The 24,927-nt window shown below is 36.6% G+C and carries 21 protein-coding genes; 18 read left to right on the top strand and 3 right to left on the bottom strand.

The features are described from left to right. Positions 1-14: 14 nt before the first annotated feature. The 13 genes from FD31_RS04810 (at position 15) to FD31_RS04750 (ending at position 14,631) form a co-directional block, all read left to right on the top strand. A complete protein-coding gene (locus tag FD31_RS04810; protein WP_057891635.1) occupies positions 15-1,805 on the top strand; it encodes an FtsX-like permease family protein in 1,791 nt (596 codons plus the stop codon). 564 nt (positions 1,806-2,369) lie between these two features. After that, positions 2,370-3,101: an amino acid ABC transporter ATP-binding protein gene (locus tag FD31_RS04805; RefSeq protein WP_164480483.1), complete on the top strand. Its 732-nt coding sequence runs from the start codon at positions 2,370-2,372 to the stop codon at positions 3,099-3,101. 12 nt (positions 3,102-3,113) lie between these two features. Then, the gene (locus FD31_RS04800; RefSeq protein WP_057891633.1) at positions 3,114-3,959 is read left to right on the top strand and encodes a glutamate ABC transporter substrate-binding protein; all 846 of its coding nucleotides are present in this window, start codon (positions 3,114-3,116) and stop codon (positions 3,957-3,959) included. Next, on the top strand, positions 3,937-4,575 hold the full coding sequence (locus tag FD31_RS04795; protein ID WP_057891632.1) for an amino acid ABC transporter permease: 639 nt from the start codon (positions 3,937-3,939) through the stop codon (positions 4,573-4,575). Before FD31_RS04800 ends, FD31_RS04795 begins: the two co-directional genes overlap by 23 nt. 12 nt (positions 4,576-4,587) lie before the next feature. After that, positions 4,588-5,241 (top strand): amino acid ABC transporter permease, encoded by a 654-nt coding sequence (locus FD31_RS04790; protein ID WP_057891631.1) that lies wholly within the window; start codon positions 4,588-4,590, stop codon positions 5,239-5,241. An 865-nt stretch (positions 5,242-6,106) separates the two neighbouring features. Continuing rightward, on the top strand, positions 6,107-7,507 hold the full coding sequence (gene nhaC, locus FD31_RS04785; protein ID WP_057891630.1) for a Na+/H+ antiporter NhaC: 1,401 nt from the start codon (positions 6,107-6,109) through the stop codon (positions 7,505-7,507). Between the two features lie 569 nt (positions 7,508-8,076). Next, positions 8,077-8,988 carry an efflux RND transporter periplasmic adaptor subunit gene (locus FD31_RS04780; RefSeq protein WP_057891629.1) on the top strand — a complete coding sequence of 304 codons (912 nt, stop codon included), beginning with the start codon at positions 8,077-8,079 and terminating at the stop codon, positions 8,986-8,988. Positions 8,989-9,000: 12 nt separating this feature from the next. Further along, complete coding sequence (locus FD31_RS04775) at positions 9,001-9,678, top strand: ABC transporter ATP-binding protein (RefSeq protein ID WP_057891628.1); 678 nt, start codon at positions 9,001-9,003, stop codon at positions 9,676-9,678. After that, the gene (locus FD31_RS04770; RefSeq protein WP_057891627.1) at positions 9,671-10,822 is read left to right on the top strand and encodes an ABC transporter permease; all 1,152 of its coding nucleotides are present in this window, start codon (positions 9,671-9,673) and stop codon (positions 10,820-10,822) included. Before FD31_RS04775 ends, FD31_RS04770 begins: the two co-directional genes overlap by 8 nt. A gap of 8 nt (positions 10,823-10,830) precedes the next feature. Then, positions 10,831-11,283: a hypothetical protein gene (locus tag FD31_RS04765; protein ID WP_057891626.1), complete on the top strand. Its 453-nt coding sequence runs from the start codon at positions 10,831-10,833 to the stop codon at positions 11,281-11,283. 208 nt (positions 11,284-11,491) lie between these two features. Continuing rightward, positions 11,492-11,980, top strand: coding sequence for a prolyl-tRNA synthetase associated domain-containing protein (locus FD31_RS04760; RefSeq protein WP_057891625.1), 489 nt, complete (start codon positions 11,492-11,494; stop codon positions 11,978-11,980). Between the two features lie 96 nt (positions 11,981-12,076). Further along, positions 12,077-13,768: an FAD-dependent oxidoreductase gene (locus FD31_RS04755; RefSeq protein ID WP_057891624.1), complete on the top strand. Its 1,692-nt coding sequence runs from the start codon at positions 12,077-12,079 to the stop codon at positions 13,766-13,768. Between the two features lie 98 nt (positions 13,769-13,866). After that, positions 13,867-14,631, top strand: a complete 765-nt coding sequence (locus tag FD31_RS04750) for a hypothetical protein (RefSeq protein ID WP_057891623.1) — start codon at positions 13,867-13,869, stop codon at positions 14,629-14,631. A 72-nt stretch (positions 14,632-14,703) separates the two neighbouring features. On the opposite strand, the gene FD31_RS04745 is transcribed toward FD31_RS04750, so the two are convergent. Continuing rightward, a complete protein-coding gene (locus FD31_RS04745; RefSeq protein ID WP_057891622.1) occupies positions 14,704-16,398 on the bottom strand; it encodes a hypothetical protein in 1,695 nt (564 codons plus the stop codon). Between the two features lie 954 nt (positions 16,399-17,352). Between FD31_RS04745 and FD31_RS04740 the strand changes: the two genes are divergently transcribed. From FD31_RS04740 to FD31_RS04720, 5 genes are all read left to right on the top strand, one after another. Then, positions 17,353-18,207, top strand: a complete 855-nt coding sequence (locus FD31_RS04740) for a PRD domain-containing protein (protein ID WP_057891621.1) — start codon at positions 17,353-17,355, stop codon at positions 18,205-18,207. A 28-nt stretch (positions 18,208-18,235) separates the two neighbouring features. Further along, positions 18,236-18,580, top strand: coding sequence for a PTS lactose/cellobiose transporter subunit IIA (locus FD31_RS04735; RefSeq protein ID WP_057891620.1), 345 nt, complete (start codon positions 18,236-18,238; stop codon positions 18,578-18,580). Positions 18,581-18,594: 14 nt separating this feature from the next. Beyond that, positions 18,595-20,025 carry a 6-phospho-beta-galactosidase gene (gene lacG, locus FD31_RS04730; RefSeq protein ID WP_057891619.1) on the top strand — a complete coding sequence of 477 codons (1,431 nt, stop codon included), beginning with the start codon at positions 18,595-18,597 and terminating at the stop codon, positions 20,023-20,025. Positions 20,026-20,589: 564 nt separating this feature from the next. After that, on the top strand, positions 20,590-22,350 hold the full coding sequence (locus tag FD31_RS04725) for a PTS lactose transporter subunit IIBC (protein WP_057891618.1): 1,761 nt from the start codon (positions 20,590-20,592) through the stop codon (positions 22,348-22,350). A gap of 2 nt (positions 22,351-22,352) precedes the next feature. Continuing rightward, positions 22,353-22,577, top strand: coding sequence for a hypothetical protein (locus FD31_RS04720; RefSeq protein ID WP_057891617.1), 225 nt, complete (start codon positions 22,353-22,355; stop codon positions 22,575-22,577). A 38-nt stretch (positions 22,578-22,615) separates the two neighbouring features. On the opposite strand, the gene FD31_RS04715 is transcribed toward FD31_RS04720, so the two are convergent. Further along, a complete protein-coding gene (locus FD31_RS04715) occupies positions 22,616-23,755 on the bottom strand; it encodes a trans-sulfuration enzyme family protein (RefSeq protein ID WP_057891616.1) in 1,140 nt (379 codons plus the stop codon). A gap of 507 nt (positions 23,756-24,262) precedes the next feature. Further along, positions 24,263-24,922, bottom strand: coding sequence for a histidine phosphatase family protein (locus tag FD31_RS04710; protein ID WP_057891615.1), 660 nt, complete (start codon positions 24,920-24,922; stop codon positions 24,263-24,265). Positions 24,923-24,927 lie beyond the last annotated feature (5 nt).

The following is a 24,927-nucleotide window of genomic DNA, read 5'->3' as shown; positions in this document are numbered from 1 at the left end:
AGGGGAGAAACAGTATGTTAAATAAATTAGCCTTAAGTGGCATTAAACATCGAATGCGTGATTATAGCGTGTTATTTTCCGGTTTGATGATTGCATCAGCTATTTTCTATATGTTCATGTCACTGGCAACTAATCAAACATTTTTAAGTTCTAATTCTCCAGCAGCAGCCACAAGTTTCATCTTCGGTTTTGGGATTGTTTTACTAGCAATCATCACAATCGTTTATGTGAATTATGCGAATACCTTCCTGTTGAGTATGCGTCAAAAGGAATATGGGATGTTCATGATGCTTGGAGCGAAGAGTAGCAAGATTTCTCGCATGATCTTCGTGGAAACTTTTGCTATCGGTGCTATTTCTACTGTAATTGGCTCAGCTATCGGTATCATTACTACTGGTTTTGTAAGTAAGTGGATTATCAGTGCGTTAGATATGCACGTAAAACACTTCAATAGTTTCTATTTACCAGCTCTAGTTTGGACATTTATTTTCTTTATCGCCATTTTCATGTTTTCTGCAATTAGAAATTCAATTTCACTCCGTCGTAGTAAGGTTTTAACTTTATTAAAACGTGATAGTCAACCAGTTAAAATCAAACGTAACGGCGTTTTGAAAACAGTTCAAGCTGTTTTAGGATTGGTACTTTTAGCTGTAGGTTATGTTGCAATGTGGTATATGGGTAAGGAAGCTGGCTTCATCATGTTAGGTGTTCCAATTGCCTTAGTGACAATCGTTGCCGGAACTTACTTCACAATTAACTCATTTGTGACAGCTATTATTTCAATGTTAAAACGTAATACGAAATATTCTCAAAAAGGTTTGAACAACTTCACACTTTCTCAATTAAGTTTCCGTATTAATGATTACACAAAGATTCTCTCAATGGTTTCAATGATGTTTGCTTTAGCACTTGGTGCAATTACTGTTGGACTAGGCTTTAACAACCAAATTGATAACGTTGTTAATGGTCAAAATTATTATGATGTGCAACTAACTAATCCAGATGCTGCACAACAAAAACGTTTAAAGAGTTTAAATATTAAGTCTAAGAATGTTTACAACTTTAAATCAGATGATAAAGCAGTTTACTATCGTGCTAGTGAATTTAAAAAACAACCAATTGGTTATTCACAAATCAATACTAAGACGATGGTAGCCAAACTTAATAAGACAACTGATCCTAATAAGAGTGATAATGCCAAGTTTGAGTTGATGAATACGCGTTTACCAGAGCAACGTGGTAAAGAAGCTAAGTTTGTCAGTGATGCTGACTATAACGCCATTAATGGTCAAGAAACAACAACCGTTTTAGTTAAAACTAATTCCTTTAAAGATAATTTAGCTGGTATTAAAGCAATTTCAAAAGCTGAAGCTAAGCGTTATCCAGTTTTGGCCAAAGCAGGTGGCGACAAGTTCAGTGCTTATAACATGATTAATGGTTTCTTCTCTGGACTAGAATTTATGGGATTCTTCCTAGGAATTGCTTTCCTAGCTATGTTAGCCAGTTGTTTGATGTTCAAGATTCTTTCCGGTGCCAATGGCGATGTTAAGCGTTACAACATGCTTTACAAGATTGGTACACGTCAAAAGGTTCTTCGTTCAACAATCAATAAAGAAATTGCTGTACTTTTCTCAGTACCTGCAATTTTAGGTGTGATCCATGTGTTACTTGGTTTACAAATGTTCAGTGCCATTCTTTATAAGCCATATGCGCATATTGAAATTCCATTTGCTATCTTCATCGTCTTATATCTTGGTTACTACTTCTTAACCAGATATCTCTACAAGAAGATTGTTCTGAAATAGTTTTAGCAGTTCCTTTCCGAGGAACTGCGCACAGCGGGTAATGACCTTTTGTGCGCAGCTTCTCGGAGACGAGAAGCACTTCCCCCTTAATAATTAATCTAATAAGATTTCGAAATCCTCAACAATTTTTCGAAAGAATTAAAAAGAGTCCACGTACATTCTAATGCGTGGACTTTTTGTTTGTTCGTAAAATTTTTTTTATTCCGAAAAGTGTTTCGATTATAATACTGATAACATTGGTGTTATAGTTTTTTTAGGACTGTGTCCAATCAACAAAAAGCCGAACATTTTTTTCACAAAATGTTTTTTTGTTGCCAAAACACAAATTAAACATTAAAATTTTCTTAATATAAATGTGACATGTATAAAGCCGTCTCCAGAGTGGCAAAATATTTATTTTGTTGGATTATTATTTAAAACACGTCACGTTAGTATGATTTAAATTTTGTGAATTAGACTTGGTTTTAGTTGTTTATCACCGACCAAAAAAGAATTAAGGGACGGCACTGACACAATAGGACTATTTTTTTATGAGGATAGAAGGGAGTATTAGCTATGTCATCAATGATTGAATTCCGCGATGTTCAAAAATATTACGGAGATTTCCATGCTTTGAAAGATGTGAACTTGGAAATTGACAAGGGTGAGACGGTTGTTTTGATTGGACCATCTGGATCCGGTAAAAGTACTTTAGCCAGAACTGTCAATGGTCTGGAAACGATTCAAGAGGGACAATTGATTGTCAACGGTCATGATATTGCTGAGAAATCAACTGATATTAACCGTATTAGACGTGATGTTGGGATGGTTTTCCAACACTTTAATTTGTATGCTAACAAAGATGTTTTGGAAAATATCATGCTTGCACCTCGAATCGTTTTGAAAATGAATGAAGAAGAAAACAAGAAGCAAGCTATGGCCTTACTTGAACAAGTTGGTTTAGCTGATAAAGCTCATAATATGCCTTCTCAAATTTCTGGTGGTCAAAAACAACGTGTTGCGATTGCTAGAGCTTTAGCTATGAAGCCTCGTTGCATGTTGTTTGATGAACCAACAAGTGCTTTGGATCCTGAAATGATCGACGATGTTTTGAAAGTTATCAAATATGTTACTAGTCAAAGTGATATGACTTCTTTGATTGTTACGCACGAAATGGGCTTTGCTCAAGAAGTTGCCAACCGGGTTATCTTTATGGCTGACGGACAAATTTTGGAGGATGACGAAAAGGACAAATTCTTCAACCATCCAACTAATGAACGTGCAAGACAGTTCCTAAGCAAAATTATTAAACACTAGGGGGATAAGGATATGAAACGCTTGAAATATTTAGCAGTAATTATCACTTCTTTACTTCTAGTCTTTACATTGACTGCTTGTGGTTCCCAATCACTGTCATCACAAAATATTTATGAAAATGACAAGAAATCCAAAACAGTTACTTGGGGTGTCAAAGCTGATACTAAGTTACTTGGTTTGGTAGATGTTAAAGACGGACAAGAAAAGGGATTTGAAATTGATTTAGCCAAAGCTATTACTAAAAAAATGTATGGTAAAGATGCTAAGGCTAAGTTTGTTACCGTTACATCACAGTCACGTATCCCTTTGTTGAAGAATGGTAATATCGATGCAATCATCGCTACAATGACCATAACGCCGGAACGTCAAAAGACAATTGATTTTTCTAACTCTTATTTTGACGCTGGACAATCAATCTTGGTTAAAGATGGTTCACCAATTAAAAAAGTGCAAGATTTAAATAATCGCACAATTATTGGGGTTGTTGGTTCAAACTCAGTTCAAAACGTTAAGAAGTTTGCTCCTAAAGCCCAAGTTTTACAATTGCCTGATTATGCGCAAGCTCTAACAGCATTGAAGTCAGGTCAAGGTGATGCTTTGACAACTGATAACGTTATTTTAGCTGGTATGGCTGTCAATAATCCGGGTTATAAACTACAAGGTAAGGCCTTTACGACAGAACCTTATGGTATTGGTATCAACAAAGGCCAAACTGATTTTAAGTCAGCTGTTAACAAAGCTTTGAGTGAAGTTGAAAATGACGGAACATACAACAAACTAATTATTAAGTGGTTCGGTAATGTTCCTGGATTTAACTACAAGGAGGTGCTACGCAATGATTCATCTACTAACAAGTAACTGGAATGAATTTATCAGTGGGTTTGGTTGGACGTTATTATCAAGTGTTCTAGCACTGTTCTTTAGTTTGATCGTCGGCTCATTGTTCGCGATTCTCGAAGTAGTTCCCAATAAATTTTTACGTATCATTGGTAATATTTACGTTGAAGTTTTCCGTAATATTCCACTATTAGTTATTACAATGTTCTTTTATTTAGTAATTCCACTATATGTTGTTAAAATCAATGGTTTCACAGCTGGGACAATTGGCTTAACGATTTATACCTCAGCCTTTATCGCTGAAACAGTTCGTGCTGGTATCAATTCAGTTGATATCGGACAAATGGAGGCTGCCCGTGGACAAGGAATGACTTTTTGGCAAGCAATGCGTTATATCGTTTTACCACAAGCTTTCAAATACGTTATTCCGCCATTGGGTAATCAATTCGTTAACTTGGTCAAAAACTCTTCAGTTCTAGCTTTCGTGGCCGGATTTGATTTGATGTATCAAGGTAATGCGATTGCCTCACAAACCTTTGATACCGTTAATACATACATCATTGTTGGTGTATTCTACTTGATTATTACGTTACCAATAAGTTATTACATGCAACATCTAGAAAGAAAACTAGCTTAGGAGGAGTAAATTATGCAAAATTGGATTGACGCTTATTCGTGGATCAATATCAGATTCCTTCTCCAAGGCTTGTGGATCACGATTTTGATCTCCGTTATATCGGTGGTTTTAAGTTTCATTATTGGATCAGTTCTAGGAATTATTCGTTATGCGAAAATTCCATATCTTTCAAAAATCGTTGGTTTTATTATTGATGTTATTCGTAACTTGCCATTGCTACTGATTATTTTCTTCGTGTACTTTGGTTTGCCAGCATTCGGATTCAAACCAGATACGATACCAGCGGCCATCTTAGCGATGACAGTTTTCGAATCAATGATGATTGCCGAAATTATCCGTTCAGGTATTTTGGCAGTTGATGTCGGACAAATGGAAGCCTCAAGAGCCATGGGTATGAAAATGTCTCAAGCAATGTGGCATATCGTTTTACCACAAGCATATAAAAAGATGATTCCAGCTCTAGTTAGTCAATTTATCTCATTAATTAAGGATACATCGTTGGCAACAATTATCGTTGTGCCAGAATTGATGCAACATGGCCAAGTAGTGTATGGACAAGATCCAAACTATATCATTCCAGTCTTCGTAGCGATGGCTATAATGTACTTCGTAGTTTGTTACGCTTTGTCATTACTATCAAAATTCATCGACCGTCGCATGGCATAAGGATTTTTGAAGTTAAAATTTACTAATAGAGTCGTTATAACGGAGTGGACTAATAATTCATTCCGTTATTTTATTAGTTAAGTATGCCGTCTCCAGAACCGAGAAAATCTTAACTGGCTGTGCGGACCGACCTGAGCCAAGGTCTCAGGTCTCGGTTCTTCCGACTAGTAGAATGTAGTTGTCATATTAGGGATTCAAATTCATAGAATACTGAAAATTATTAAAATACGTCAGATTTAATTTTATAATAAACACGTAATTCAAATTTATATTAATCAAAAAATTAAAAAATACACTAGCCATTGAGAGTGAGGAAATCTGGCAGCAGTGCAGGTGGCGTTAGGGCTTTAGCCCTTACACCACGGAACGAGTTTTGAAATTCGCGTACTTTGCGAAGTTCAAAATCGAGGTCTGAGACCTTGGCTCAGACCGGTTCCCACAGCAGCCTGATTTTCTCACTCTCGGTGGCGGCAATATAACTTTAATGTTGACAGATTAAAATTTGCCTGTTATTGTTGATGTCAATCAAATAAACAAATATAAGTGTCTGAATCAATTAGTAATGTATCTGTGTGTAAGAAAGCCGGTGGTTGATGCGAACTGGTCAGGGTGCAGTTATGAAATACCAGACATGACTTGGTTTTGCCAAGCGGAAAAAGAGAGCCGTTATTTCTCAAGAGTGGAGTAATAGTTTATTTAACTATTCTCAAGCTGGGTGGTACCACGGTAAATCGTCCCTGTTGCATATTTGCAGCAGGGACTTTTTTTATACAAGGGGTACGGAAAATGATTATTAATACATGCGGTGGAAATCCTCGATATTAGTTTTTCTCGTTATAGATAAAAACAATTTGGAGGAAAAAACATGAATAAGAGCAAAAAAGAAGTAAGTTTTAAAGAGGCAATTGCCATTTTAGTTATGATGTTGATTGTTTTAGGATTTGGAGTTATCAAATTTGGATTATCTCCTCAAACACCAGTCTTAGTAGTTATCGGTCTATTGATTTTGTGGGCCAAAGTTCGTGGTAGTGAATGGGACGATATTTTTGAGGGAATTACCGACGGTGTTAAAAATGGTATTATCCCAATTTTCATTTTTATTTTAATCGGTGCCTTGATTGGTACTTGGATTGCTGCCGGAATTATTCCATCAATGATGGTTGCCGGATTCCACATGATTTCAGCACAATGGTTCGTGCCATCTGTTTTCTTAGTTTGTGCTTTGATTGGTACATCAATCGGTAGTGCTTTTACAATTATTTCAACAATCGGAATTGCCCTCTTCGGAATGGGTCAAACATTAGGTATGAATCCAGCTCTAGTTGCTGGTGCGATTATCTCAGGTGCTATCTTTGGTGATAAGACTTCACCACTTTCAGATTCAACTAATTTAGCTTCAGCAATTGCCGAAGATGACTTGTTCGATCACATTAAAAACTTGATGTGGACAACAATTCCGGCTTTCTTAATTTCACTAGTTCTTTACGCTATTTTAGGTAACGCCGGTTCAGGCGCTAGTTTAAGCAAAATTGATACAACTTTAAATGTTTTAAATACGCACTTTATCATTACATGGTGGTCTATTTTACCAATCGCGTTGTTGTTTGCTTGTTCAATCATGAAAATACCAGCCATTGCGACATTGATTTTAAATATTACGGTAACTGTCGGAATGATTTTTATCGAAAAACCTGGTACACCTGTTAAAGATATTGCCGGATTCATCGAAAGCGGCTTTGTTTCAAAAACGGGCAATGCCAGTGTTGATGCTTTATTGACTCGTGGAGGAATTACTTCCATGATGGGTACTGTCTCACTAATTTTCCTAACACTTTCGTTAGGTGGCTTGTTAATGAAGTTTGACATCATTCAAACAGCCATGACACCTCTAGCTAAGAAGCTTAAGACACCAGGATCAGTCGTTACAGCTACGATCCTATCTGGAATTGGCGTTAACATCTTCGTCGGTGAACAATACTTATCAGTTATTTTACCGGGTAAAGCTTTCAAAGAAACATTCAACGAGCGTGGTTTAGATAACTTAGCATTGAGCCGTGTCCTTGAAGATGGTGGAACAGTTATCAACTACTTGATTCCATGGGGAGTAGCCGGAGCCTTCGCTGCTAATACCTTAGGAGTACCAACATTAGCGTTCCTACCATTCTGTTTCTTCAGTCTACTATCACCAGTTCTTTCCATTATTAGTGGATTCACAGGAATCGGTTTGAAACGCCGAGTAAAGACTGAAAAAGTTGCTACAGCATAAACGTTGTATTCAGTGTTCTGTGAATGGGTGTATTTGATTTAGTTCCTATTTAATAATGATTAAAATAAATGACCTTTAGTTATCTTGATAGAAATCTTGATGATTAGAGGTCATTTTTCTTTTTCATGCTAAGTGGAAACTGGGGTGTAGGAAAATACTTTGGTTATTAATATAAAAAAAGTGATTAGACTATAAGTATTTAACTAGCTGGAGGAGATGAGCAGACGGGTGTACCAGCAGTGAAAGTTGCGTTAGAGCTTTAGCTCTTACACCACCGGGCGAGTTTGGAGACTTGCTTGCAAGGCTTCAAATCGAGGTCTGAGACCTTGGCTCAGACCGGTCCGCACAGCAGGTACACCCGTCTGCTCATCTTCGGAAGCAGCATTTTAAGAATAAATTTTTTTATAATCTGTGTAACCGCTAACGACCCCAAGTACAAAGAAAAATACCGTAATTTATAGGTAAAAACTGTTCTAATTTTTTATAACCAAGCATTGACAGTACGCCAATTTTTGTCTAGTTTAAGACTGTTATGCTATTTAAGATAAGCAAATTTAGGGAGATTATTTATGAAGAAAATTAAGATTGCTATTTGGGGTATTAATGTTGTCCTAATTGCCGTTATTCTTTTTTTAGTTTTAGGAAACGGTTTTAAGAATGATAATAATAAAACAGATTATAAAACTTATACTGTTCAACGCGACAATACTAATTATTTCAATGGTATTGTTCAAGAAACAGATAAGCAAGCGGTCAGTGACCAACCAAAATCTGAGGATGAAAGTTTAACTTCAACTCATGTGATCAATGGTCAAAAAGTAACTAAGGGTGAAGTATTATTCAGTTTTTACCGTGATATGAGTAGTGATTTGGCTAGTGCCAACGCTGAAATTCAACAAGCCCAACTTGCTATCCAAGCATATAATTCAACTGACAAGACAACTGCCGACAAGATTGAATTGAGCAAAAATCAAGAAGTTTTAGCTGAAGCACAAGCTAAGATTGCTAAGTTGAACAAAGCTCAAAGTAGAACTGTTTTAGCACCAATCAGTGGTACTTATTACAAAGATGATGCTGGTAGAAGTTTCATTTATGGTGCACCTGTAATTCAAGGTAACGTAAATGAATACAGTCTTGATAAGATCAAACTTGGTGCTAATGTCACAATTATTAAGAATGATGGTACAAAGATTTCTGGTAATTATGAACAAAAAGATGTTATTCCATACAGCACACACAATGTTTCTTACTATCACTTCCGTGTCGCAACTGAAGACAAGCTTCCATATGGTATGCATGTTCAAATTAAGACTGAATCAGACGGCTACAAGATTCCTTCTAAGGCTGTTTGGAACAAAGATACTGTCTATCTCTTGAAGAATGACAAGAAGCATAAGAAACACGTAACAATGACGAAAAAAGATCAAGATTATTACGTGATCGATGGGCTTAAGGCTGGCGATAAGCTAGTCTTAAAATAAGGCGGTGAAATGATGCTTAAAGTTACTAATGTAGGTAAAGCTTATGGCAAATTCACTGCTTTAGAGAATATCAATCTGGAAGTTGCGGATGGTGAATTTTTAGCTGTCATGGGACCTTCTGGATCAGGTAAATCAACTTTGATCAACGTTTTGGGGTTACTAGATCAAAGCTATACTGGTGAATATTTGCTCGAAGGTAAAAATTATAAAGATGTTAATGACAATGAGTTATCACAAATTCGTGGTGATCAATTAGGATTTGTTTTCCAAAACTTCAAATTGTTAACAACTTATAATGTTTATGAAAATATTGAAATTCCGCTTATTTATAGTAAGAAAAAACAAAGTAAGAAACATGAAATGGTTGAAGATGTCATCGAAAAAGTTGGTTTAACAGGGAAAGAAAAGAATCGTCCCTCTGAATTATCTGGTGGTCAACAACAACGTGTAGCCATTGCTAGAGCAATCGTTAACCGTCCTAAGTTGATTATCGCTGATGAACCAACAGGTGCTTTGGATTCCAAAACTAGTAAAGAAATCATGGAGATTTTTACGAAATTAAACGAAGCTGGAACCACAATTATTATGGTTACCCATGATAGTGAAGTGGCTGAATATGCGATGAGAACAGTTTATATCCGTGATGGTCGACTATATAACGATGAAAAGAGTGTGAAAAATCATGACTGATAAAATTATGATTGCTCTTAAATCAATCGGTAAGAATAAGAATCGTAATTTCCTAACGATGTTGGGAATTATTATTGGTATTGCAAGTGTCATTTGTATTTTAGCTATCGGTGATGGTTTTACACATACTGTTACCAAGGGTATGGGTAATCACAATACTCGGAATAAGGTTATTTTACAGTGGGAACCAACGTCTGATTACAATACTGATGGTGGTTTCACACCCAATGATGCTTCAGCTTTAAGCAAAATTCCTGGCGTTGACCATGTAAAATTAACAAGTAGCGTGGCCGAAGCTGGTGCTAAGGTTCAATATAAGACGAAAAATGTTTCAATTGGTTTGAATAAACAACCTAAACACCTGAGTTTGGTTAAAGGTACATACTTTACAATGACTGGTGCATCTAACGGTGTTTATATTTCTGAAGATTTAGCACATAAACTTTTCAAAGAAAATGCTATTAATCGCTTGATTTCAATTGATGGAACGGTTTTTGAAGTTCAAGGGATTTATCACATCAGTGAGATGAATTATCGACCAGATGCCTATGTTTCCAAACAAATCTTCAAGGAATTGTTTGCTAACCAAATTTCTAAAGATCAAGCTAAATTGTACGTTAAAGCTGATGCCAATAAGAAACAAGTTGGTAAAACAGCTGTTCAACGGATGAAGAAGATGGGTGAACAAAAGAATACAGGACGTTATTCAGTATCGAACCCAGATACCGTAAGTAAACAGTTCACACGAATTTTGAATGACATTACATACTTCATTGCCTTTATCGCGGGGATTTCATTATTGATTGCAGGTATCGGCGTTATGAACGTTATGTATATTACTGTTTCTGAACGTCGGAAAGAAATCGGGATTCGTCGAGCTTTCGGTGCCACTTCTGGTGATATTAGAAATCAATTTTTGATTGAAAGTGTGGTTCTCTGTGTTATTGGGGGATTAATTGGGATTATCTTTGGATATATCTTCGTCGCAATCATCAATGCATTCTTACCATTTAAAGCCGTTATAACGGCGTACTCAATTATCCTCTCGTTGTCTGTTTCAACGGCAGTCGGTTTAATCTTCGGATTTATTCCATCAAATAAAGCTGCCCATTCAGAACTAGTTGGACTATTGAAAGAAGAGTAGGGGAAAATATGAAGAATTTATATAAATTAGACAGACTTTCTGTTTTGGGAACTGTTTTAATCAGTATTTTGATGACAGTTATTCAAATGATTATTTCAGATCCTAATGTTGCAGATATGCCACAAATGGGTAAATGGTTGAAACTATTGCTCTATGTTGTTGGAGCTGTAGTTGCCTTTGCCATCGCTTATTGGCTATTCACATTATTGTTGAGAAATAACGATAATTATAAAGCTAAATTGGTTATTAATATGGCAATTGGGTTAACAATTGAAACAGCTTTGATTATCATTGTTTTCTTAATTGCTGGTAAAACAAATATCTGGGCTAACGGCATTGCTGGTGTCATTGGTTTTGGTACATTAGCCGGTTTAAATTGGAAATACTTGGAAGTTTCACAATCAGACAAGATTAAAATCAGTGTCTTAACAGCTATTTGGTTCATTTTGACATTGTTCTAAGAGAGTGGGACAAAACATGGTCAGCTTTCGAGCATTAAGGCAAATAACCCAAGTAATCCGATTTTGGATTGCTTGGGTTATTTGTTTTAAGCGGAAAAAGCTATGTTTTGTTCCACGTTTATGCTGCATGTTTGAAAACAATAATAGTTTTGTCCCAAGTTGTTTTATTGGGATAAAGTAAAGCTAATGATTTCAAGGGGGAAAGATGATGAGTCCATATGAACAAGTGAAAGCGGAACTAGAGAAGTTGGATATTTCTTATGATATCGTGGAACACCCAGCCGTGTATACGACTGACAAGGCCGATGAATATATTAAAGGTAAGGTTGGTATTAGAACGAAGTCATTATTTTTAACTAATAAAAAGAAAAAAGCGTTCTATTTGGTTTTCATGGATGATGACAAACGATTAGATATGAACCACTTTGCCGAAGTTGTCGGTGAAAAACATATCAAATTTGCGTCGGAAACTTTGTTGATGGATAAGTTAGGCTTGAAACCGGGATTTGTTTCGATATTTGGGTTATTGAATAACCGTGAAAAAGATGTTCAGATCTACTTTGAAAAGGATATTGTTGGGGATGTTCCTTTGACTTTCCATCCGAATGACAATACGAAGACACTGTTTGTGCAGATGGACGATTTAGTTAAGTTTATGAATGATTTGGGATTTGAGTACCATGTGATTGAATTGTAAAAGAAAACTTTCTGAGGCTGAATATTATCAGCTACAGAAGGTTTTTTATATAATTGAAGTAATAGTTTGTTAAAAGAGGAAAAGGGGATAATACTGATGTTTAATAAGAAGATTGTAGTAGTTGGTGGAGTAGGCGGTGGCGCTTCAGCAGCTGCCAGAGCACGTCGTTTGGATGAATCGGCAGAAGTTACGATGTATGAAAAGGGCCCAGACGTTTCATTCTCAAATTGTTCATTACCCTACCATTTGAGTGGTCTGATTCCTGATGCAAATAGTATTATTTTGAAAACTCCTGAACAATTTAAAAAGCAATACAATATTCAAGCCGAAGTTAATTCGGAAGTTGTTGATATTGATTCTAAACAAAAGACGGTTCAAGTTAAGGATACACAGACTGGTGCTTTAAGAACGGTAAATTATGATGAATTAATTTTATCACCGGGTGCCAAGCCTGTTATGCCACAAATAATCAAAGGTATTGATAATAAAAATGTATTTTCGATTCGCAATGTAGTTGATATTAAACGAATTCAAAAGTACTTGGTTGATAATGATGTCACTGATGTAGCAGTTATTGGTGGAGGATTTATTGGCTTAGAGGTTATTGAAAATTTAGGTCAAACAGGTAAAAATTTAACATTGATTGAAATGGCAGACCATGTTTTAGGAACGATTGACGATGACTTTGCGCAATTGGTTCATAAGAATTTGTATGACAATGATGTTAACGTGATTTTGGAAGATGGTTTAGTAGAGGTCGATGATGATCAAATCCGATTGGTATCTGGAAAAACAATTAAAGCTCAAGCAGTTATTATGGCCATTGGTGTAACTCCAGATATAGCTTTAGCAGCTAAAGCAGGGTGTAAAATTGGCGTTACTGGTGGTATTGAAGTCAACCAACAATATGAAACATCTATTCCTGATATTTATGCGGTTGGGGATGCGATTGAAGTAACTAATATGTTAACTCGCCAAAAAACACGATTAGCATTGGCTTATCCTGCTCAAATGGAAGCTCGTGATGCAGTTGACCATATTTATGGTCGTCCCATTCAAAATAAGGGTGTAATTGGATCACAAGTAATTCATTTATTTGATTTGAACGTTGCATCAACCGGTTTAACTGAGGCAGCTTGTGAGGAGAATCAAATCGAGCATCGTGCCGTGACCGTTATACCGCAAAATCGAGTTAGCGTAATGCCTGATACGTCTCCAATCTTTTTGAAATTAGTTTTCGGTTATCCTAGTGGAGAAATACTAGGGGCACAAGCTATCGGCAAGTCAGGTGTTGATAAGCAAATTGACGTTATAGCGACAATGATTTCAATGCACGGTCATATAGATGATTTGACACATTTGGAATTATGCTATTCTCCTTGGTTTAGTACAGCCAAAAATGCAGTTAATATCGCAGCTTTAGTTGCTGAAAATATTCTCAATGACGAGTACCAACAAGTATCAATTAGCAAAGTTCGCTCATTAGTGGAAAAAGGTGCCTTTATTATTGATGCACGTGAACCTAATGAATATGCTGCAGGGCACATTACAACTTCTGTAAATATTCCACTCAGTCAATTCCGTCAACGTTTAGATGAGATACCAACGGATCGACCAGTTTATATTCATTGTCAGTCAAGTCAGCGTAGTTATAACATGGTGCGTGCACTCGATAATTTAGGATATAAAAATATTACTAATATTTCTGGGTCATACTTGGAGTTAATGCAATATGAGTATTTTAAAGATCAAACAACTAATCGTGAGTCTATTTTGACTAATTATTAATTGATTAAATATTGACAAAAATTTTAGTGATTTATATAAAATAATCGCGGTACAAACGCTTTCTCGAACGTGCGATAATGGCAACGAGGAGAATTGCGATGAAAAAAACACTAATGATAATTGTGGCTTTGTTAGTATTTGTTTTGCCGTTGTCAGCATACAGCGTTAATGCGCTGAGAAGTTCTGATGCACGACAAATAAAACTTGAACAATCCTCTAAGCTAATTCATACGAATCAAAAAAAATGGCGAAAACATATTGCGAAAGCTGACGTAATTCATAGTGATGAATTTGCTAACCAGTCAACTTCGGTTAGTACTTCGCTGGAACAATTACAAAATCATAGTCAGACGGTTATTCAAGGCACCGTTTATAATTTACAGAAAATGCACAGTCCAGAAGGGATGTCATACACCAAAGCGACAATTTATGTTGATCGTGTTATTAGTGGTGACGAGTCCATAAAGGATAAGAATATTTATTTAGCGCTGGATGGCGGGTTAGTCTCATATGATTGCTGGTATGCTAAAAATATTGGTAAAAACATGGACCCTAAACATGAAATATTAGTTCAGAATGATGAATTTCCTTTGCCAACAATTGGTTCTAAAGTTATTACGGGATTAGTACCCAATCATTTAAATGAGACCAATGCGTATAATACAGCACTAAAACAGAGTGGTTTTACAATCAATAACTCCTATGCGATTGATAATCCTCAATACGATTTTTGGGTTAAGAAACCTAAAGCCACAAAGTACCAGTTGAATAATCCCAAATTGAGAAAATTTACTAGTAATCAACGTACCAAACAATTACAAAAGTTAACTGTACTCATAAATCAAAAATACAATAAAAAATAAAGATCAAAAAAGGCATCTATCGAAAAGTTTATTAACTTACGATAGATGCTTTTTAGCGTTGATATAGATTAATTAGTTGTTCATTAATTCTGTTAGGAGTTCTTTTGCTGATTCATGCAAACTGTCTTTGGATTTGTCATAACCTAAGTGAGTATAAATTTCGCCGACATAAACATTGTCTTGATAGAGCTTATTGAAAACTTTATCAATAATTGGACGAGTTTTAGCTTCTTCTTGAACAGGACCAAATGGATTAGCAAAGAAAGTTGTGCTCATACCAACTTCATCGGTTGTTCCCAAGGCTTTACGCTTACCGGCAATGAAGGTTGCCTTAGCATGATCTTCATCAGGGAATTGATGTAAACCAATTTCAGCATCGTAGTTGTTGGCGTAAACCCACATGTCGATTGAATGATGTTCAACAACGTGTTTATAAGTATTGGCTGGTAAAATAACTCGTGCGTTCTTCAATTCTGGATTCAAGTAAATTCCTCGATCCATATTGTTGAAAGCAACTGAACTACTTAAATCATCCAAACGGACAAAGGCACCAGTTTCTGTTCCTTGAGCATAGATATTACCTTCATCATCGAAAGCAAAACTACCCATGTCATCAAAAATGGTTTCAATATTAATGATTTTGTCATCAGCGATTTCTTGAAGTGCTTCAATTGATTCAGATTTACCGGCACCTGAGTCACCGAAGAAGACAACTGATTTAGTTTTACCATTAGAGAAACTAATACGAACCATTGAACCATGAATTGGCAAACGGTTTTCATAAATCATATGTAAATTGTGGACGGTTAGGCACATCTTTTTCATGTAGCCAAAGTAAGTTGTCTTATCATTGTAAGGAACTTCACCGACCCAAATATCGTTTTCTTCATCGTGGTAATAATGGCTAACATCACCTTCAGTTTCTTTAAGACCGAAGAGAATAATTTCGTCAGGTTTCTTGCCAGCAATACTAGCTTCATCAGCGACTTCAAACAAGTTGGCTAAAGCAATTCCACTGACAAAATAATCGCGATGGAAATAAATGAATGCTAAACTTTCACCGATTTTAGCGGGGAAGCAGTACCAGTCTTTTTGATCACCATCGAATTTATCGATTGGATTATGCTTAACAGCACTGAAGACACCCTCACGCTTGTTACTCTTAGTGTGCATCATCATTGGTGGACGCAACATAATAGTATCTAGGAAACGAATACTTTCGAGTGCTTGATAGTTTTTAGGCATGTTCCATTTGATTGATTGAGTTAAAACACAGGCATTAGTTCCGGCATTGATTTGACGGTAAGTGCGGTTAGGAAAGCCTTGCAACTTTTCTTCAATAGCCCTGTAAAGGTGAATTACAACTTCATTGTAACGGTTGTCGATGTTCATAAAGTTACCCTTAACGATGGCACTGCTGTGTTTATTGATGAGAGAAACTCTAAAGTATGAACGGTAGTATGAGTAAAAATCTTCAATACTCTTGAGGATTTGTTCGTTACCATATTTTTCATATGTAGGTTTATCGTCAATTAGGATAGCCTTCAAGATGTTAATGTAAGTATCGGTGGCTAGGCCCTCAACTTTATTGGTTACAGCAAGTTGACTCTCTTCTAGATACAGGTCAACCAAGTTGCGGAAACCTTTGCTGTTAATTAATTGGAAAATATCTTGAATATATTCCTCGTTGTAATTAATTACAGCAACTGATCGATTAGGATTAATATAAAATGCATTTGATTCGATAGCTTGTAATGAATCAGACATATGTCAAAGTTCCCCTTTCAAATATGAGATTAATACACAGTTTATAGCATTTTTCAGTAAATGGATAGAGATAAATTAGAGAAAATTTAATCTTTGAAATATTTAAAATGCCTTTAATATTGAAACTACTGATTTATATAATTCATATTTGAAAAATTTTAAATAAAAAAATTATTTTATTAGACTGATTGTAATTTTCATGAAAGGGGCCGTCTCCGGAGCTGAGCAATATTCAATGGCTATGCGGACCGACTCGAGCCAAGGTCTCGAGTCTCGGTTTGAAGCCTTGCAAAATCGGCAAGTCTCCAAACACGCCCGGTGGTGTAAGAGCTAAAGCTCTAACGCCACTTTCACAGCCATAGAATATTGCTCAACTCCTCCGACTAGAGTATTGGATATATTTGGTTAATTAATAGATATATTTCCTAAGTAAGAAAAGTAGTTTTAAAATCATGGTACTAGAAGCTCTAAACATGATAAGGTTCCTTTCTTTAAATGATGGTAATAGACTAGATTATTGATAACATATGAAATGATTAATCAACTAGCTTCTGGGGACAAGAATTTTTGGCAGCAGTGAAGGTGGCGTTGGTGCTTTAGCACCTACACCACGGGACGAGTTTTGAAATTCGCGATTTTTGCGAAGTTCAAAATCGAGCTTGGAGACCTTGGCTCCGAGCGGTCCCCACCGCAGCCAAAAAATTCTTGTTCCCAGAGGCGGCATTTTTCAAAAAGCCTTTATACTCAAGAAATAAAGCATCTAATTAATAAATAATAATCAAAAAATGACAAAAATAATAATTAAAGCGTTTACAAAACGTAAACTGGTGTCTATAATGAATCTTGTAAGTTGAATAAATCGTTGGATTGTTACTATTAAATTAGGCATGACCATGGATTTCGCTCTTAGGGCGAAGTTTATGGTCATTTTTTTTTGAGAAAGGGGGGAATGCTTTGTTAGTAGTAAATCGTGTTTATAATAACAACACTGTACTTGTTGATATCGGTAAAAAAGATCAGGCAATTATCCAAGGTAAAGGCGTTGGTTTTCAGAAGCGACATGGGGACGATGTTTCGCCCAAGCAAGTTGAACGGATTTTTTATTTAAATACTGACGAAGCAAAAGAGAGATTCGGTACGTTATTGAAAGATGTTCCAATTGATATCACAATGACGAGTTTTGCCATCATCGAAATGGCTAAAAAGGATTTCAATTACCCAGTTCTTGATTATATTTATGTAACGTTAACTGACCATATTGCACAAACTTACAAACACATAATGTCAGGCAAGTATCAAAAAAGTGCTGCGCCTGATATTGCAGATAAATATCCTGTTGAATATGAAATCGCTGATAAAGCTGTTGAAATGCTGAATCATGATCTCAATGTTCGTTTCCCAAAAGACGCTGCTCAACCAATTGCATTACATTTTATTAATGCTCATGGAACAGAGACGTCTGAAGATAAAGAAAAAATGGATCAGGCTGATTTTGGAAATAATGTAAATAAAATTGTCCAATCTGTTTTCAGTGAATATGGAATAACGAGAAACATCACGAATCAAAATTACTTTGATCGTTTGATGATTCATTTACAATACTTAGTTGCACGTATTCAAACTGATGAACAAGATAAACGAATTTTGAATCAAAATATCGAATCGGATTTTCAAAAGCTTTATCCTAAGTCATACAAAATCTCGAATGAGATATGTAACAAAATCGAAACAGGCTTAAATATCACATTAAATGATAATGAATTAGTTTACTTTGTGATTCATGTTCAACGTCTAATTCAAGAAAAATAAAAACGTACAATTTCAGGAGGCTTTACTGATGGCAACAAAAGAAGAAATCTCAATGACTGGTTTTTCAATCGTAGCTTATGCTGGGGATGCAAAAACAAGTTTGATCGAAGCATTACAACATGCACAGAAGGGGGAATTCGATAAGGCCAGCGAATGTGTTGATGAAGCTAACCAATCAATCGTGGATGCTCACAATGAACAGACTAAGCTTCTAAGTAAAGAAGCTGGTGGTGAAGATATGGATGTCACTTTCATCATGGTTCATGGTCAAGATACATTGATGACAACAATGATGTTGATGGATGAGGTGAGATTCTTCATCGATGAGTACAAACGTATTGATAAGATTGAAAAACAATTAGGTATGAAATAAGAGGAGGTAATGCCGTGAGTATTGAATTGAATCGTGTTAAAAAGTTACCAAAAGGTTTCGTCTGGGGTGGTGCGACAGCTGCATATCAAGTTGAAGGTGCTACAAAAGTCGATGGTAAAGGTAAAACAATGTGGGACGACTATTTGAAAGCTCAAGGTCGTTTCTCACCAGATCCAGCCAGTGATTTTTATCACCTCTATCCCGAAGACATTGCATTATCTAAGAAATATGGATTGAACGCAATTAGAGTGTCAATTTCATGGACTAGAATTTTCCCAAATGGTTATGGCGAGCCAGTTCAAGCTGGGGTCGATTATTATCACCGTTTGTTCAAAGAATGCCTAGACAATGGAATCGTACCTTACGTATCATTGCATCATTTTGATTCACCTAAGACTTTGTTTGATGATGGTGATTGGTTAAACCGAAAGAATATTGATTACTTTGTCGATTATGCGAAGTTCTGTTTTGAAGAATTTACGGAAGTTAAGCACTGGTTTACAATCAACGAATTAATTTCTTTGGCATATTCACAATATATTCAAGGTAATTTCCCACCAAGTCATAAATTTGATGTCACAAGTGCTATTCAAGCTGAACATAACGAATTGTTGGCTCACGCACGAGCAGTTAACTTGTTTAAAGATAATGGCTACGATGGAGAAATTGGTTTGATTCACGTGTTACAACCAGTTTATCCATACCCAGAAACACCAGAAAATCAACATGCGGCTGATTTAAGTGATGCCTTTATGAATGCTTTCTTGTTAGATGGAACATTCAAGGGTGAATATACTGATAAGACAATGAAACTCATCAACGAAATTCTTGACGCTAATGATGCCAAATTGGACATTGAACCTGGCGATATGGATATTTTGAAGAAAGCTTCAACACGCAATGATTACTTTGGTTTGAACTATTATCAACCATCATACTTTGCTGCATATGATGGTGAAAGTACTAATCACTTCAATGGTACTGGTGAAAAAGGTACGTCATCATTTAAGTTTAAGGGCGTTGGCCAAGCTGTTAAGAATCCTAATATTCCAACAACTGATTGGGACTGGAACATTTATCCAGAAGGACTCTACGATATTTTGAAACGTGTCAGTTCTGAATATCCAAACAGTAAAGAAATTTTCATTACCGAAAATGGTTTAGGTTTGAAAGAAGAATTACCTGAAGGTGCTACTCAAGATACCATTATCAATGACGACAAACGAATTGATTTTGTTGACCAACACATGGAAGCTATCTTGAAAGCACGTAGCGAGGGTGTTAATGTAAACGGTTACTTTATCTGGTCGCTCCAAGATCAATTCTCTTGGGCTAACGGATATAACAAACGTTATGGTTTATTCTTCATCGATTTTGCAACACAGAAACGCTATATCAAGAAGAGTGCTCTATGGTATAAGGCACTTGCCGATACAATGAAATAGCTTTTAGTTGTGGATTGTTACTATTAAATTAGGCATGACCGCAGTTAAAGCATGGTGAACTAGTTTGCTGTGCTTTAAACTGCGGTCTTTTTTTATGAAATTATTTAATGCCGCCTATAGAGCCGAGAAACATTTACTGACTGTGCGCCACTTTCACTGCCAGTAAATGTTTCTCAGCTCCTCCGACCAAGTTCATCAGTAATTAATTGATTATAAGGAAATTTAATACTATACACATTTGAGACTTTTACTGATGAACTGGAATTTTAGGTCTGAGAATTTCCAAGAATTAAATTAAGTATCTAAACATATTGGGGAAATCAATAAAAGGTTAGTTTCTGCAATAAACAGATATACTAGCCGGAGGATTCGATAAATTTAACATGCAGTGAAGGTGGCGTTAGAGCTTTAGCTCTTACACCACGGGCGACTTTGGAGACTTGCTTGCAAGGCTTCAAAGCGAGGCGCGAGACCTTGGCTCGCACCGGTCCACACAGCATGTTGAAATTTATCGAATCCGGAGGCGGCAGCAGTATGAATTTAAAATAAGAAGGGGTGTAAAGCATGCAAGTTATTATTGATAAACTGGAAAAACATCAAAAATTCTTTGATAAAATTTCCAAAAACATTTATCTAATGGCTATCAAGGACGGATTCTTAGCAGCAATGCCAATTATCTTGTTCTCAAGTATTTTTATTCTATTAACATCTGTTTTGCCACTGATTGGTATCAATTTACCCGGTGGACTGAACGATTGGTTTAACAAAATTTATAATTACACTATGGGATTTGTTGGTTTATATGTTGCGGGGACAACTGCTAAAGCCTTAACCGGTTCAATGAACCAACGTATCAAAGGTGGTCGTTTCATTAACGGAACTTCCACAATGATGGCCGCAATGTGTGGTTTCATGTTGCTTGCTATCGGAACTACTAAAGGTGGAGCTTACATTGGCGACTACTTTGGTACAAAAGGTATTTTGTCATCATTCGTATCTGCTTTTATTACTGTTCACATGTACAAGTTCTGTGTTGAAAGAGATATTACTATCAAGATGCCTAAGGAAGTTCCTGGTGCCATTTCACAAAACTTCCGTGATATCTTCCCATTCTCATTTTCAATTCTTGTTATGGGTATTATTGATGTAGCTGTTCGTTCATGGCTACACGTTCCATTCAGTGCTATGCTAGCTACTTTGATTGCTCCTATCTTTAAAGGTGCTGAAACATATTGGGGCATGGCATTTATCTGGTTCCTTATTCCGCTATTCTGGTTCATGGGTATCCACGGACCTTCAGTTGTTAAACCTGCTATTACAGCTGCTTTGTATGGTAATACAACTGCTAACTTGGCTTTGTTTAAAGCCGGTAACTTCCCATACCACTCACTAACAGAAAACTTTGGTAACTTCATTGGTGAACTTGGTGGTACTGGTGCTACATTCGTTGTTCCATTTATCTTTATGTTCTTAATGAAATCAAAGCAATTGAAAGCTATTGGTAAGGCTTCATTTATTCCTGTAATGTTTGCTGTTAACGAACCTCTATTGTTCGGTGCTCCAATCATTTTGAACCCTTACTTCTTTATTCCATTCGTCTTATCACCAGTTGTTAACGTTGTTATTGGTAAGATGTTCATTGATCTATTCCATATGAGAGGGTTTATGTATATCTTGTCATGGGCTTTACCTGGTCCTATTGGTGCTTGGCTTGATACACAAATGCAACCTATTTCCTTATTGTTAGTTGTTGTTCTATTAGCCTTGGATACATTGATTTATCTACCATTCTGTCGTGCTTACGATGCTTCACTTGTTAAACAAGAAGCTGAAGTGGACGCAGCCGACGAAGATACTGATGCTGCCGTTGAAACAGTTGGTGCAACTGCCGCCGTTGGTGCAGCCGTTACTGCTTCAGAAGCAACACCTGCTACAGCTACAACCGAAGAAACTGCTCCAGTCGATTCAGATCCAGCTCTTGCTAAGAAATTAGACCATCAAGTTAAAGTCCTTGTTCTTTGTGCCGGTGGTGGTACGAGTGAACAATTAGCTAATGCTTTAACAGAAGGTGCTGAAAAGTACAATGTTCCGATTGTCGCCAGTGCTGGTGCCTATGGTTCACATCACGATATTCTTCCAAATTACGATTTAGTTGTTTTGGCTCCGCAAGTTAGAACTTATTATGACGATTTGAAAGCTGATACTGATCGTTTAGGTATTCAATTAGTTGCAACGAAGGGTCAACAATACATTGCTTTAACACGTGATTCTAAGAAAGCATTGGACTTCGTTATGGATAATTTGAATAAGAAAGCCGATGACTAATAATGATGAAGACCATTTTTACGGCGCAACATATCTTTTCGATAATATTTTTCTTACTAGCATATTTTCAATTTAGATTTGCTCGTAATTATAAGAAAACAGCTATGAAACGAGGTACATCAAGTACAGCTCAATTCGGAGCACCGATGATTGTTGGTAGTTATATAGTCGTTGTACTTTTGTTGATTGTAGCCATTTCCTTATTGATTGGTCCACTAAGTCATTAAAATAAAAATTCCGATAGAAATTTTCTATCGGAATTTTTTTATATCTTAGCAAAAGCTTGTTGTAAGTCGGCTAACAAATCCTCTTCATCTTCAATACCAACTGATAAACGAATCAACTCATCTGTAATACCGTTTTGTAAACGAATTTCTCGAGGGATGGCAGCGTGCGTCATAACGGCTGGAACTTCAATAAGGCTTTCAATACCACCTAAACTTTCAGCTAAATCAATTAATTGAAGACTTTCAACAAATTTTTTGGCATCAAGTCCTGGTTGGAGTTCGAAGGAAATCATAGCACCGAATCCACGCATTTGTTTCTTGGCAATTTCATAATCACTTGATTCGGGATTTCCGGGGTAATAAACATTAGCCACTTTATCGTTATTGGTTAAATAATCGTAAACCAACTTAGCATTTTCGTGGTGAACACGCATTCTAACACCGAGCGTTTTGATACCGCGCATCAAGAGCCAACTGTCATCTGGACCTAAAACACTCCCAATTGAATTTTGGAGAAAGGCAAGGTCTTCGGCAATTTGCTTGTCATTCGTGACCGCTAGGCCAGCTACGACGTCACTGTGGCCACCGAGATATTTAGTAGCACTGTGAACTACGATATCGACACCAAGAGTTAACGGATTTTGGTTGTATGGTGTCGCAAAAGTATTGTCAACGATTGTCTTTAGGTCATGCTTTTTGGCAATATCTGCAACAGCTTGAATGTCAGTGATTTTTAGTAATGGATTAGTTGGTGTTTCAAAGTAAATAGCTTTGGTATTAGCTTGAATTGCGTCTTCAACAGCTTTCAAATCACGGGTATCAACGACACTAAATTCCAAACCGAATCGTTTCAAAACTTTATTAACTAAACGGAAAGTACCACCATAAACGTCATTCCCGATAATGATGTGATCTCCAGCTGAAAAGAGTGAAAAGACAGCATGAATGGCTGCTGATCCTGAAGCAAAAGCAAAGCCATCAGTACCATTTTCGATTTCGGCAATTAGTTGCTCTAGGGCTTGGCGAGTAGGGTTTCCAGTACGGGCATATTCCCATTTTGGTTCGGCACCAAGTTTGTGTTGGTGGAAAGTTGATGAACGATAGACGGGGATAGAAACAGCTCCTGTTGTTGGATCTTCACTGATACCACCGTGAATAAGCTTTGTATTAAATTTCATAATTAAGATTCTCCTTTAATTTTTGGGCGTAAAAAAAGGGTGCAAATCGAATTGATTTGCACCCTACGCGTAAGTTACCAGTAGTCTAGTTTGATTTTAAGCACTCAAACTGACGGCACGCATAGAATGCGAACCGCAACAACATAATGATGTTTGAGCATTGATTAAAATCATTGTCTGGACCTCCAAGTAATTGATGAATTGAGAATATATTAATTTAATTATTTTGTCAAATAGATGTTCTTTGGATGCCGTCTCCAGAGTTGCAAAAATAGCTACTGGCTGTGCGGACCGACTCGAGCCAAGGTCTCGAGTCTCGGTTTGAAGCCTTGCAAAATCGGCAAGTCTCCAAACGCGCCCGGCGGTGTAAGAGCTAAAGCTCTAACGCCGCTTTCACTGCCAGTAGATATTTTGCAACTCTTCCGACTAGTTAAGTTTTAAAAGGAAGTTGTTAATTACTTAGTTTATTTGATAATGATAATTGTATTTTAAAATTCACTGAATATTTTAATCAAGCATTTGGTTATAACTAGTAACTGTATTTTGACCGTTATCACGAGTCATCATTGTTAAACTAGAGTTTCTTGGACTAACCGTTACGTCAAAATTTCCATCGTTATAACGGTCAGTAATTGAACGAATTGTTGTTCCGTGTGAAACTAAAAGAATTTTATCGCCATCTTTAGCAATTTCATCTAGTTTTTCGAAACCTTTGTTAACTCGTGTCCAATATTCTTCGGCATTTTCCGCGTCATGGAATGGATCGGCTTCTTTCATGAAGTCTTTTGTGGCGTCCATGCCATATTTGGCAATGATTTCGGCAAAGGTAGCGGCTCCGTGTGGTTGGCCAACCATATACCAAGCTTCTGGAGAATTCATACCCTCATAATATCCGTAAAATTCTTCCCGAAATTCCATTAGTTTTTGTGGTGTGATGTTGGCGTGGTTGATATTTTCATCCACGATTAATTTACAAGTATCAATAGCACGTCTGGCATCTGATGAAAAAGCGGCCGCAAAGTTGATGTCTTTTAAAGCATGTGCAGCTTTCTTAGCTACTTCGACACCTTCGGGGGCAAGGGGAGTATCAGACCAACCTTGCATTTTATTGTATTTGTTAAACCAAGTCCGACCGTGACGAACTAGGTAAATTTGATATTTAGCCATGGGTA

It is taken from the genome of Companilactobacillus nantensis DSM 16982 (assembly GCF_001435815.1).
Classification (GTDB): Bacteria; Bacillota; Bacilli; order Lactobacillales; family Lactobacillaceae; genus Companilactobacillus; species Companilactobacillus nantensis.
Note: the sequence above shows the minus strand (reverse complement) of the source record. Positions and strands in the feature narration are given on the sequence as shown.